Source organism: Amycolatopsis sp. NPDC051903 (assembly GCF_044452505.1).
Classification (GTDB): Bacteria; Actinomycetota; Actinomycetes; order Mycobacteriales; family Pseudonocardiaceae; genus Amycolatopsis.
The window spans coordinates 52,605-65,450 of record NZ_JBITBT010000015.1; the positions used below are offsets into that span (position 1 = coordinate 52,605).

The following is a 12,846-nucleotide window of genomic DNA, read 5'->3' on the forward strand; positions in this document are numbered from 1 at the left end:
CGGCCGGCGAGCCCTTGTCAAGACACGCTTTTCGTCTTGACAAGGGCTCACCGGCCGTAGTCACAATCAACCTTCGGGGGCGCCCGCAACCCAACGCTTACGCCACGCAACTCTCCCTACGCCACGCAGCTCCCCCCCCGTCACGCTGCCTACGCGGCCCTAGGCCCGATCCCCATAATCCCGCCAAACCCCAGCAGCAACCCTCTCCCCAACCCCATCCTTCCGATAATCACAAACCCCCTCCGGAAACGCCTTCTTCAACTCCGCCTTCTCCTCCGCAGAAAACCGAACCGGGTAATCCTCAAAATCCACCGGCTTCAACCGGCACTTCACCACATCCATCGCCAACCCCTCCCCAGCGGCCATCCGCGTGTTCGACGCCACGGGGTACAACGCCCCACACTGCCCCGACGACGGATCCGTCAGCTTCTCCTGCACCCGCTTCGAAGCCGAGAGGTAACACCCGTCCGACAGATCGCGCGGCCGGTTGGCGATCACCTTCGCCGCCGCACCACGTCCGGACCGATCCCGGTCGATCGCCGTCAGCCACCGGTCCATCGCAGCCAGCTCGTACGCGCTCGCGGCCGCCTGCTCCGCCGCCGTCGCGTGGTTCGCGATGATCACCTGGTTGGCCGCGGTCCCGTTGGCCTGCAACAACCGCTGCCGCACCACGAACGACCACTCCGACGTGTGGATGTCGTTGCCCGCGCCGGCGAAGTCCAGATCCGTGCGCTGGTCGATGATCGGCGTCGACGCCAGGCCCTGCGAGGCCGAGTTGAAGATGTCGTCGCGGTACAACGCGTCCAGCGCCTTCGGGTCCGCCGCACTGCGCGCCGCCGCGGGCTTGCCGGTGTAGTCCAGTCCGCCGATCGAAGCGTTCAGCGAAACGAACTGCTCGGCCGAGATCTGCCCGGCCTGCAACGCCTTCAGCCCGTACTGCACACCGACGTTGTCCAGCGTGTTGCGCACGAACCCCGTCTTCGGGTCGCGCCCGAGCTGGTTCGCGAACTGCTCGTTCGAGTTGCAGATGACGCCGTGCGGGTTCGTCACCGGATCCCACCGGACGGCCACCGGGATCGCCGAGTTGCAGCTGTCCGTGGCAGTCGCGCGGCTGGCGAACGTCAGGTCCCACGAAACGCACGTGTCGTACGCGTTCCAGCCCGCGACCGCGAGCTTCTGCGCGTCCGTGAACGAAGTGTTCGTGAAGTAGCGGTTCAAAAGGCGGCAGTCCGCCACCGGACCGGCCGTGGTGATCGGGTCCGGAAAGGACACCCCGGGGATGATGCCGTCGACGATGCCGGGGTAGTTCTCCGCGATGTCGTACTGCTGGATCGCGCCGCCGGAGCCGCCCCAGCCGATGGTGTGCTGCACCGGGCCGTAGGTCTCGACGAAGTGCTCCTTCACCATCATCGCGGCCTCGGCCGAGATGATGGGGCTGCAGTTGTTGTCCAGCACGTTCAGGCTCGACGACGCGACCGCGTACCCCTGGCCCAGGAACAGGTCGTTGAGCACACCGCCGGTGCCCGCGCCCTGGTGGTAGCCGGAGTTGCAGCCGCCGCCGAAGGTGTAGACCAGCTTGCCGTTCCAGCCCGGCGTCGCGGTGAACGGCGACGGCGTGGCCGGTCCGTCCGCCAGCGCCGCGATCTCGTACACCGCGCGGTCGATCGTCCCGCGCTCCACTCGCACGACGTAGGGCACGCTGCGGCCGCCGACGGTCGCCGACGCGAGGTCGGCTGGACGGCTCGCCGGGTCGGCCAGCGCGGCGAACTTCCCCGCGGTGTTCTTGTACTGGTAGGTAACCTGCGTCGGCGCGCTGCACAGCGGCATGGTCGCCGGCGGCAGTCCGAACGCCGTCGTCTCGCAGTAGAACGGCTTCTGCTGCTGCCCGGAGAACACCGGGCCGGTGATCGCGTGGTTCACGACGCGCACGCTCGCGCGGGCGCCGTGACCGGCCGTGGCGACCAGCTCGGTCGAGCCGGTGCGCAGCCCGCTGACCAGCCCGAGCAGGCTGCCGTCGGGCTCGCTGTGGAACGCTTGCGTGATGTCCTGCCCGCCCGCGGAAACCCGCACGTCACGCGCGGTTCTCGCGTCCGGCGGGGTGACTCTGACCAGGACCTGGCCTCCGCTGACCAGATCGGGCCGGGGGTTCGAGACGGTCGTGATGCCCAGCCGCGACTGCTGGTGGGCGGGTGCCGCGACGGCCGAGGTCGCCGCGCCGGTGAGGAGGATTGGTACGGCCAATGCGGCCAGCACCGTGGTCGAGCGCCAAGTACGGTTCTTCACTTCGCACCTCGTTGCTCACGGCACCGCTCGGTGCGGTGCCACGCAAGAGCCGGGTATAGCACGCGTTCCTCAGGCAGAACAACATTCGGTTGATCAACGAATCGGCGGCGTTGATCATGGTTCTCCGGATCACCGTGAGGTCACCGAGAACTCAGCCCGGTAACAGGTCTGGGCAACACCGGGATCTGTCTGTACTGTTCGTCGCGTCCGAATCGGATTCTGCTTTGCCGGTGTCACTGCAACGAGGCGGTGGGGGTGAGCGTGGTCGAGGATCCTGTCCTGCTGCGGGCGGAGGGGCTCAACGTCTCCTTCGGCGGGCTCGAGGTGCTCAGGCGGGTTTCGCTGGAGGTGCGCGCCGGTTCCGTGCTCGGTGTGATCGGCCCGAACGGCGCGGGGAAGACCACGCTGTTCAACACGATCTGCGGGTTCGTCCGGCCCGACGCCGGCACGATCACCTTCGGCGGCCGGGAGCTCTCGCGCCCCCGTCCCGAGCAGCTCACCCGGCACGGCATCGCCCGCACGTTGCAGGGCTTGGGTCTCTTCGCCGGATTGACGGTGCTGGACAACGTGGTCGCGGGCGCCACGCACCGCTCGCGCACCGGCTTCGTCGGCGCGCTGCTCGCGTCACCGTGGGCCGATCGCGACGAACGCGAGCTCGCTGCCCGGGCCCGGGAAGTGCTGCGCGAACTGGGGATCGAGGACGACGCGAACCGGACCTGCGCCGGATTGCCCTACGGCGTGCGCAAACGCGTCGCTCTCGCGCGCGCCCTGGTGAGCGAACCCCGGCTGCTGATGCTCGACGAACCCGCCGCCGGCCTGTCGGCGAGTGAGGTCGGCGAGCTCGCCGACCTCGTGCGCGGTCTGGTGCCCGACACCACCGTGATGCTCGTGGAACACCACATGGACTTCGTGATGAACCTGTGCGACCGCCTCGTGGTGCTCGACTTCGGCGAGGTCATCGCACGCGGCACACCGGCGCAGGTGCGTGCTGACCCGCAGGTGCAGCGGGCCTACCTGGGTGACCCCGTGGCGGCCGTGGCGGGAGAAGGCGGGGCGCATGCTTGACGTCAGCGGGCTGGTTGTCGACTACGGTCCGGTGCGGGCGCTGGACCACGTGGACCTGTTCGTCGGGCGGGGTTCGATCACCGCGGTGCTCGGGGCCAACGGTGCGGGCAAGACCACGTTGCTGCGCGCGCTCTCGGGCCTGCACCGCCCGCGCGACGGTGCCGTGCAGCTCGACGGCCACGACATCAGCCGGCTTTCCCCGGAGGACCTCGTGCGCCTCGGCGTCGCGCACGTGCCCGAGGGCCGCGGCGTGATCGCCGAGCTGACCGTGGAGGAGAACCTGCGCCTCGGCGGCCTGTGGCGGCGTGACCGGCGCTGGCTGCGCACCGGCACCGGCGAGGTGTACGACCTGTTCCCGCCGCTGGCCGAGCGCCGTTACCAACGAGCGGAAGCGCTTTCCGGCGGTGAGCGGCAGATGCTCGCGATCGGCCGCGCGCTGATGAGCCGGCCCGAGCTGCTCCTGCTCGACGAACCGTCACTGGGCCTCGCGCCACGCGTCTCGGCCCGGATCGTGGCCGTGCTGCGCACTTTGCGCGAGGAGAGCGGGCTCACGCTGCTGCTGGTGGAGCAGAACGCGGCGACCGCGCTCTCGGTCGCCGACCGCGCCGTCGTCCTGCACCTCGGCCGCAAGGTCGCCGACGACACCGCCGACACCCTCGCGGCCGACGACCGCGTGCGCCGCGCCTACCTGGAGGTGTGAATGGGCCGCTTCCTCGACCTCACGCTCGCCGGGCTCACCAGCGGGGCCGTGTACGCGGCCGTGGCGCTGGCGCTCGTGCTGATCTGGCGCTCCACGCGCATCGTGAACTTCGCGCAGGGCGGCATGCTGATGATCACCACGTTCATCGCGTACACGATCGTCTCGCACGGCGGCTCGTATTGGCTCGCACTGCTCGTGGCCATCCTCAGTGGACTCGTGCTCGGCGCCGTCGTGGAACGGGTGCTGGTGCGGCCGGTGGAGAAACGGCCGCCGCTCGACGCCGTCGTGGTCACCTTCGGCCTGCTCGTGCTGCTGCAGGGCGTGGCTGGAATGCTGTTCGGCGGCACACCGCGCTCCTACCCGCCGGCGTTCGGCATCGCCGGGTTCAAGGCGGGCGGCCGGCAGTTGCTGTTCGCGCCCAACGACCTGTGGATCGTGCTCGTGGTGCTCGCCGTGATGGCCGGGCTCGCGCTGGTGTTCCGCAAGACCTCGCTGGGCTTGCGGATGCGGGCGTCGGCGTTCGCGCCGGAAGTGGCGCGGCTGCTGGGAGTGCGCGTCGGGCGGATGCTCACGGTCGGGTGGGCGCTGGCCGCCGCGGTCGGCGCGCTCGCGGGTGTGCTCATCGCGCCCAGCACGTTCGTCAGCCCGACGGCCTTCGACGCGGTGCTCGTGTTCGGCTTCACGGCGGCCGTGATCGGTGGGCTCGACAGCCCGCCCGGCGCGGTCGTCGGCGGGCTCGCGCTCGGCGTGGTGCTCAGTTACGTCGCCGGGTACCTCGGGTCCGACATCGTCACGTTCGCCTCGCTCGTCGTCCTCATCGGAGTGCTCATGGTGCGGCCGCAGGGCCTGTTCGGTTCGACGAAGGGACGCCGGGTATGACCGCGCTCGCCGCAGCCGCGCCCGTGCGCTTCTGGCGCCGGTCCACCGTGGTCCGCCACCTCACGTGGGCAGTGGTCGGCCTGGTGGTGCTGTACTTCGTCTCGACCTCGCTCGACTCGTTCGCGAACCTGCAGCTGGCCCAGATCTGCTACACCGCCATCGCGACCGCGGGCCTGACCGTCCTCTCCGGACTGTCCGGCCAGATCTCCCTCGGCCACGGCGCGTTCGTCGCCGTCGGCGCCTACACCACGGCGCTGCTGCTGGAACACCTCGAGTGGTCGCTGCCGCTCGTGCTGCTCGGTTCGGTGGTCGTCGGCGGAGCGCTGGGCTCGCTCGTCGGCGTGGCCGCGGCGCGGCTGCGCGGTCCGTACCTGGCGGGAGCGACGCTGGCGCTCGCCGTCGGCCTGCCTTCGCTGGCCGACTACCACGCGCTGCGCGACGTGCTCGGCGGCGCCAACGGCCTCATCGTCACCTCCGAGCCGCCGCCGCTGTCGCTCGGCGAGACGTTCCCGCTCGAACGCTGGCAGGCCTGGATCTGCGGGTTCTGCCTGGTGCTCACGTTGTTCCTGCTCGCCAACCTCACGCGCAGCAAGATCGGGCGCGACATGCGGCTGGTGCGCGAAGACGAGCAGGCGGCAGCGCTCTCAGGTGTGCACGTCGCGCGCACGCAGATCGTCACGTTCGGCATCAGCGCGGCGTTCGCGGGCCTGGCGGGCGGGCTCTTCGCGATCGTCAACAGCCTGGCCGCGCCCGGCGCGTTCACGCTCAGCCTGTCGCTGTCCCTGCTCACCGCGGCTGTGCTCGGCGGGCTCGGCAGCCTCGCCGGCGCGGTCTACGGCGCGGTGCTCGTGACGCTGCTGCCCAACTGGACGGCCGACCTCGCGCAGCAGGCCGACCTCCCGCGGGCGATCTACGCGAACATCCCGCTCGTGCTCTACGGGCTGGTGCTGATCGTGGTGATCGTCGCGTTCCCCGGCGGCATCCAGTCCGGGGTCCGCAAACTCGGCGCCCTCGCCAGGGCGCGCCTGAACCGTCCACAAGAGCCGGACAACCACCAGGAGCCGAGATGAAGACAGTTCGCCGAGCCGCCTCCGTCGGGGTGGCCCTGACCGCGGTGGTCGCGCTCACCGCCACTGCTTGCGCTTCGGGCGGCGACGCCGGTGAAGCCACGCCGGGTGTCACCGCCGACTCCGTGACCATCGGGTCCACGATCCCCCTCACGGGCACCGCCGCGCCGGGCTACAGCGAGCAGGGCCCGGCCGCCAAGGCGTTCTTCGACTACGTCAACGCGAACGGCGGCATCAACGGCCGCAAGATCACCCTCAAGTACCTCGACGACGCCTACAACCCGGCCCAGACCGTCACACTCACCAAGCAGCTGGTGTTGCAGGACAAGGTGTTCGCGGTCGTCGGCTCCCTCGGCACGCCGACGCACACCAAGGTCGTCGACTTCCTGAACTCCTCGCGCGTGCCCGACCTGTTCGTCGCGTCCGGTTGCACCTGCTGGGACCAGCCGAAGAAGAACCCCTACACGTTCGGCTGGCAGCCGGACTACACGGTCGAGGGCAAGATCCTCGGTGACTACGTGAAGAAGAACTTCGCAGGCAAGAAGGTCGCGTACTTCTACCAGGACGACGACTTCGGCCGCGACGGCATGAAGGGTCTCGACAAGTACGTCGACCAGAGCCAGGTCGTCACGCGCCAGCCCTACCAGCCGGGCAACACCGACGTCGCCGCGCAGGTGTCGGCGATCGCCGCGTCGAAGGCCGACGTCGTGGTGCTCGAGGCGATCCCGGCCTACACCGCGCTGTTCAAGCTGACGTCGCTGAAGCTCGGCTACTCGCCGACGCTGGTGGCCTCCAGCGTCGGCGCGGACCCGATCACGGTGTCCGGGCTGCTGGAGAACTTCGCCAAGCAGGCCGGTTCTTCGGTGAAGGGCCAGGACCTCATCGAGGGCTTGGTGACCTCGGCCTACCTGCCGCCCCTCGACGACACGAGCAACTCCTGGACCGCGCTGTTCAAGAAGATCCACGACCAGTACATCCCGAACGTCCCCTTCGACGGCAACGTCTACTACGCCATGGCCTACGCGTACACCTTCACCCAGGCGCTGGCGCGGGCCGGGCAGAACCCGACCCGGCAGGGCGTCATCGACGCGCTCGAGAAGGGCGGCCTGACGGGACCCGGCCTCGTGCCGTTCCGCTACGGCAAGGATTCACACGCCGGCTACACCGGCGGGCAGATCGCGACCGTCAAGGCGGGCAAGCAGGTGCCGTCCGGTTCCCCGCTGACCACGGACGACGGTGACGGCGCGATCACGGCCTACACCCAACCGCAACCTGCGGCTCCGGCCAACGGCATCCCCGCGGCGTGAGTTCGTCCGGCACAATCACGCCATGGCCATGACGGAGGCGACAGGGAGCAAGCGGGCGCAGGCGACGCGAGCGCTGCTGCTCGAAGCGGCCGGTGAAGTGTTCACCGCGGCCGGGTACGACCAGGCGAGCATGGCCGCGATCGCCGAGCGGGCCGGCGCCAGCATCGGCAGTCTGTACCACCACTTCGCCGCGAAGTCCGATTTGTACATAACCCTCTACACCGAGTACAACCGCCGCCAGCAGCACCGGTCCGCCAAGGCGTTCCGCACGGCGCTGGCACAGGGCGAGGAGGACGCGCTCCGGCTCTACATCGCCGGAGCGCGCGCCTACCTCGACGGGTGCTGGCAGGAGCGCAAGCTCGCCCGGCTGTTCCTGTCGGGCAACGGACCGGCGGGCTTCGGCCTGCTGACGCGCGAGCGGTTCCGGGAGTGGCTCACGGCCAACGCCACGCTGGTCAACGGCCACACCCGGCCGTTGTCGGACATGCTGGTGCTCTCGCTCACCGCCATGTCCACGGAGGCCGGCCGCGAGGTCGCGGCCGCGCCGACGAAGGCCAAAGCGACGCTGATGATCGAGGAGGTCCTCGAGCTCATGGGTCGCCTCTACCCCAAGTCGTGACGCAGGTCACCACGGCCGCCTGAGCGGGTCGGTCAGCAGCGGAAACGCCGGATGCCCGGCCGGATCGGAGCAGGTGTGTCCGGTTCGTCCGGGTGGCGCCGCACGTCCCCGAGGCAGTTTCATTCCCTATGAATGTTTCTCTGCTGGCACGACGAGACGGCACGACGGGGGCTGGACATGTGCGGGATCACGGGATGGGTGGACTTCGGCCGCGACCTGGCGGCTGAACGCGAAACGGTGGCGGCCATGACGGCCACCATGGCGTGCCGCGGCCCCGACGCGAGCGGGCTCTGGCTCGACCGCCACGCGGCGTTCGGGCACCGGCGACTGTCCATCATCGACTTGGAGCTGGGCAGGCAGCCGATGACGGCCGACGCCGGCGGCACCGTCGCCCTGACCTACAGCGGTGAGGTCTACAACTTCACCGAACTGCGCGCGGAACTGGAGACGCGCGGACACCGCTTCGCCACGCACAGCGACACCGAAGTGGTCCTGCGCGGTTATCTCGAGTGGGGCGCCGGCCTGGCCGAGCGCCTCAACGGCATGTACGCGTTCGCGATCTGGGACCCGCGCGAGGAGCGCCTGGTGCTGATCCGCGACCGGATGGGCATCAAACCGTTGTACTACTCGCTCCACGGCGACGGGCTGCTGTTCGGCTCCGAGCCCAAGGCGATCCTCGCGCACCCGGAAGTGAAGCCCGTGCTGGACGCCGACGGCCTGCGCGAGCTGCTGGTGTTCACCAAGAACCCGGGCCAGGCCGTGTGGGCCGGCATGCGCGAGGTCGAACCGGGCACGGTCGTGACGCTCGACCGCACCGGGCTCAAGGTGCGCCGCTACTGGCAGCTGGAGCCGGTGGAGCACACCGACGACATCGGGTGACCGTGCACCACGTGCGCGAGCTGCTCGACGACATCGTGCGGCGCCAGCTCGTGGCCGACGTGCCGCGCTGCGTGCTGCTCTCCGGCGGCCTCGACTCCAGCGTGCTCACGGCGCTGTCGGCGCAGCAGCTCGCCGATCAGGGTGAGCGGGTGCGCAGCTTCGCGGTGGACTTCGTGGGGCAGGAGGAGAACTTCGTGCCCGATGCGATGCGGTCCACTCCGGACGCACCGTACGTGCGCGACGTCCACGAACACGTCGGCTCGCTGCACCAGGACATCGTGCTCGACTCGGCGGAGCTCGCCGACCCGGCCGTGCGCCGTGCCGTGGTGCGCGCCCGCGACCTGCCCACCGGCCTCGGCGACATGGACGGCTCGCTGTACCTGCTCTTCCGCGCGATCCGCGAACGCTCGACCGTGGCGCTCTCGGGCGAGTCGGCCGACGAGGTCTTCGGCGGGTACGCGTGGTTCCACGACCCGCAGGTGCAGCAGGCCGACACCTTCCCGTGGCTCGCGCGCCGGCTGGCGTCCGGGGCCCGGGGTTCGGTGGCGGGGATCTTCGACGCCGGTTTGCTGTCCACTTTGGATCTTCGCGGGCACCTGCGCGATTCCTACTCCGCCGCCGTCGCGGAGGCCGGCACGCGGCCGGGGGAGACCGAGCACGAGCGCCGCATGCGCGTGATCGGGTACCTGCACCTCACGCGGTTCGTGCGCATCCTGCTCGACCGCAAGGACCGGCTCAGCATGGCCAACGGCCTCGAGGTGCGCGTGCCGTTCTGCGACCACCGGCTCGTGGAGTACGTCTACAACACGCCGTGGACCACGAAGACGTTCGACGGCCGCGAGAAGAGCCTGCTGCGTGCCGCGGCTCGCGACGTGCTGCCCGCTTCGGTGGCCGAGCGGGTGAAGAGCCCGTACCCGTCCACGCAGGACCCGAAGTACCTCGAAGCGCTTCGCGAGCAGGCCGGTGACCTGCTCGCCTCGCCCGCGCACGGCGTGTTCGACTTGGTCGACCGCCGCGCGCTCACGGAACTGCTTGCCCGAGAGGACACCGTTCCGTTCCTCCGCCCGCAGTTGGAGCGTGTGTTGTTCTTCGCGACCTGGTTCGATCTGTACTCACCGGAGCTGCGTGTCCGGTGACGCGAACCGAGTGAGGGTGAGGAGCGGGCCATGGTGGGCGAGTCTCCGGACGTCGACGCCGACGAGGCGTTCCAGTTCGTGCTGTCGCTGCACCGGCTGCTGCGCGAGCTGCGCCGGGCGGCGCCACCCGACGGCCTGCCGAGCACGCAGCTGCTGGTGCTCGCCAAGCTGGCCCGCTCCGGACCCCTGCGGATCGGCACGCTCGCCGAGGAGGTCGGCTGCTCCCAGCCCACGGCCACGAAGGTCGTGCACGCCATGGAGGAGTCCGGCCTCGTCGCGCGCGCGGCCGACACGAGCGACAAGCGCGTGAGCTACGTGCACCTGACCCAGCAGGGCCGGCGCCGGCTCGCCGCCGTGGTGCGCGACGAGTCGCAGGTGCTCGTCGAGCGGTTCGGCGACCTCGAACAGGACGAGGTCGAGCTGCTGCTCAAGGCCGGTGCGGTGCTGCGGCGACTCACGGAAAGCTCCGCGCCGGAGATCGATATTCGACAAATTTCTCCCGATCCTCAATAGTTGCGTAAGAGGTGGCGCGGGTCTCGAGGAGGAGACGGTCGAATGTTCGCTGAACCCGATGTCGAACGCGAGGACCGGCCTGACGGGAGCGTCGTCTTCCGCTCGCGCGCGCCGTTGGGGCCCTACCCGCGCAGCGTGGCCGCGATGCTGCGCGACTGGGCCGGAACCGATCCCGCCCACCCGCTCGTCGCCGAACGCTCGGGCGACGGCTGGGCGACGCTGACCTACGGCGAGGTCCGCGACCGAGCCGACGCGCTCGGCCAGGCGCTGCTGGAGCGCGGCCTCGGGCCCGACCGGCCGCTGGTGATCCTGTCCGGCAACTCCGTCGCGCACTTCGTGCTCACGCTCGGCGCGCTGACGGCGGGCGTGCCGGTGGCGCCGATCAGCGTCGCGTACTCCTTGCTCAGCACCGATCACGCGCGGCTCCGGGACATCGCGACGCTCCTGCGGCCCGGGCTGGTGTTCGCCGAGTCCGGCGGACCGTTCGCCGCGGCGCTCGCGGCCCTCGAGGCGCCCGGCGTGGTGCTCGCCCACGAGGCCGACGCGGTGCCGGGAGCGGAGTCGCTGGACGACCTCCTGGCCACGGCGCCGGGGCCGGAGCTGGCCGCCGCGTACGCCGCGACGGGACCCGACACGCTCGCGAAAGTGCTCTTCACGTCGGGCTCCACCGGCTCACCGAAGGGGGTGCTGAACACCCACCGGATGCTGTGCTCCAACCAGCAGGCGATCCGGCAGGCGTGGCCGTTCCTCGCCGGCGAGCGCCCCGTGCTCGTCGACTGGCTGCCGTGGAGCCACACCTTCGGCGGCAACCACAACGTGGATCTGGTGCTGCGCAACGGCGGCACGCTGTACCTCGACGACGGCAAACCGGCGCCGCAGCTGTTCGGCCGCAGCCTGGAGAACCTGCGGTCGGTGCCGCCGACGCTGTACTTCAACGTGCCCGCGGGCTACGCACAGCTCGTGCCCGTGCTGGAGCAGGACGCCGAGTTCGCACGGCTGTTCTTCTCGCGCCTGCGGCTGTTGTTCAACGCGGCGGCCGCGTTGCCGGCGACCTTGCGCTCGCGGCTGGAGGCCGCCGCCGCGGCGGCCGGTGTCGACGTGCCGCTCACGGGCTCGTGGGGTGCGACCGAAACCGCACCCGCGGTGACGAGCGCGCACTTCCCGTTCACCGACGCGCGGTGCATCGGCGTGCCGCTGCCGGGGCTCGAGGTCAAGCTGGCGCCCGTCGGCGAGGCGCACGAGATCCGCGTGCGCGGCGCTGCCGTGGCCCCGGGCTACCTGCACCGCCCGGACCTGACCGAGGCGGCGTTCGACGACGAGGGCTTCTACCGCACCGGCGACGCGGCCGTACCCGCGTCCGGCGACCCCAACGCGGGACTGCTGTTCGGCGGCCGCATCGCGGAGGACTTCAAGCTCGACACCGGCACGTTCGTGCGCGTCGGGGCGCTGCGCACGGCGTTGCTCTCGGCCGTGCCGCTGCTCTCGGACGCGGTGCTCGCGGGGGAGAACCGGCGCTACGTCGGGGCGCTCGCGTGGCTCAACCAAGCGGAAGCGCGGCTCGCCGGCTCCCTCGACGAAGCCGACGGCTGCCTCGTGCACGCCGAGCTGGCCGCGCAGGTCGCGAAACTGCTCGCGGCGATGAACTCCTCGGCCGGCTCGGCGGGACGCGTCGAGCGGCTCGTGGTGCTCGCGGAGCCGCCGGACCTCGACGCGGGCGAGATCACGGACAAGGGGTACCTCAACCAGCGCCGCGTGCTGGCCCGGCGCGCGGCGCTCGTCGAGCGTCTTTACGCTGATCAGCCGGACGTCGCCGTGATCGTGGCCGGCTGACCAGTTGGTGATACGTCAACAACTTGGGTAGACTCGGGTCATGACGGACCCACGCTGGCTCGACGAGCTGGAGCTGCACGTCTGGAAGAGCTACCACCTCCTCCAGCGGGCGCTCGGTGGCGCGATCGACCGTCAGCTCGTGCGCGACGCCGGGCTGTCCGGCGCGGACTACGCCCTGCTGGTGCCGCTGTCGGAGGCCCCGGGCGACGTGCTGCGCATGCGTGACCTCGGCATGCGGATCAACTGGGACCGCAGCCGCCTCTCCCACCACGTGAGCCGCATGGAGAAGCGCGGTCTGCTCGTGCGCGAGGACTGCTCGGAGGACGCGCGCGGCGCCATGGTCCGTCTCACCCCGGCGGGGCGCGAGGCGATCGAAACGGCCGCGCCCGAGCACGTCGAGACCGTGCGGCGGTACTTCTTCGAGCAGATCGAGCCGGCCGAGCTGGAGGTGCTCGGCCGCGTCTTCGACCGCATGCTGGCGCGTCTCGACGCCGACGACGAAGGCGGCCCCTGCAGCCGCTGACCGCGTGAACCACCCCTGCTGACGGTCCCGCACCGGCACCGTCAG

General features: G+C 70.5%; 10 protein-coding genes and 1 pseudogene. 10 read left to right on the forward strand and 1 reads right to left on the reverse strand.

Features of this window, described 5'->3' with window-relative positions; genetic code table 11:
• Positions 1 to 159: 159 nt before the first annotated feature.
• Entirely contained in the window at positions 160 to 2,283 is a 2,124-nt protein-coding gene (locus ACIA77_RS27900) for a DUF6351 family protein (protein ID WP_395888950.1), read from the reverse strand.
• A gap of 255 nt (positions 2,284 to 2,538) precedes the next feature.
• Here ACIA77_RS27900 and ACIA77_RS27905 point away from each other — a divergent pair, with 255 nt between their 5' ends.
• The 10 genes and pseudogenes from ACIA77_RS27905 (at position 2,539) to ACIA77_RS27950 (ending at position 12,801) form a co-directional block, all read left to right on the forward strand.
• Positions 2,539 to 3,348 carry an ABC transporter ATP-binding protein gene (locus ACIA77_RS27905; protein ID WP_395888951.1) on the forward strand — a complete coding sequence of 270 codons (810 nt, stop codon included), beginning with the start codon at positions 2,539 to 2,541 and terminating at the stop codon, positions 3,346 to 3,348.
• Positions 3,341 to 4,048, forward strand: coding sequence for an ABC transporter ATP-binding protein (locus ACIA77_RS27910; RefSeq protein WP_395888952.1), 708 nt, complete (start codon positions 3,341 to 3,343; stop codon positions 4,046 to 4,048). The genes ACIA77_RS27905 and ACIA77_RS27910 overlap by 8 nt, the downstream gene beginning before the upstream one ends.
• Entirely contained in the window at positions 4,049 to 4,927 is an 879-nt protein-coding gene (locus ACIA77_RS27915) for a branched-chain amino acid ABC transporter permease (protein ID WP_395888953.1), read from the forward strand.
• Entirely contained in the window at positions 4,924 to 5,997 is a 1,074-nt protein-coding gene (locus tag ACIA77_RS27920) for a branched-chain amino acid ABC transporter permease (protein ID WP_395888954.1), read from the forward strand. Before ACIA77_RS27915 ends, ACIA77_RS27920 begins: the two co-directional genes overlap by 4 nt.
• Positions 5,994 to 7,301 carry an ABC transporter substrate-binding protein gene (locus tag ACIA77_RS27925; protein WP_395888955.1) on the forward strand — a complete coding sequence of 436 codons (1,308 nt, stop codon included), beginning with the start codon at positions 5,994 to 5,996 and terminating at the stop codon, positions 7,299 to 7,301. The genes ACIA77_RS27920 and ACIA77_RS27925 overlap by 4 nt, the downstream gene beginning before the upstream one ends.
• 22 nt (positions 7,302 to 7,323) lie before the next feature.
• A complete protein-coding gene (locus ACIA77_RS27930; RefSeq protein WP_395888956.1) occupies positions 7,324 to 7,920 on the forward strand; it encodes a TetR family transcriptional regulator in 597 nt (198 codons plus the stop codon).
• A gap of 177 nt (positions 7,921 to 8,097) precedes the next feature.
• Positions 8,098 to 9,935 (forward strand): annotated as a pseudogene (gene asnB / locus ACIA77_RS27935) (asparagine synthase (glutamine-hydrolyzing)).
• A gap of 30 nt (positions 9,936 to 9,965) precedes the next feature.
• Complete coding sequence (locus tag ACIA77_RS27940) at positions 9,966 to 10,448, forward strand: MarR family winged helix-turn-helix transcriptional regulator (protein ID WP_395888957.1); 483 nt, start codon at positions 9,966 to 9,968, stop codon at positions 10,446 to 10,448.
• A gap of 42 nt (positions 10,449 to 10,490) precedes the next feature.
• A complete protein-coding gene (locus tag ACIA77_RS27945) occupies positions 10,491 to 12,278 on the forward strand; it encodes a feruloyl-CoA synthase (RefSeq protein ID WP_395888958.1) in 1,788 nt (595 codons plus the stop codon).
• A 40-nt stretch (positions 12,279 to 12,318) separates the two neighbouring features.
• Positions 12,319 to 12,801: a MarR family winged helix-turn-helix transcriptional regulator gene (locus tag ACIA77_RS27950; protein WP_395888959.1), complete on the forward strand. Its 483-nt coding sequence runs from the start codon at positions 12,319 to 12,321 to the stop codon at positions 12,799 to 12,801.
• The last annotated feature ends 45 nt before the right edge of the window (positions 12,802 to 12,846 follow it).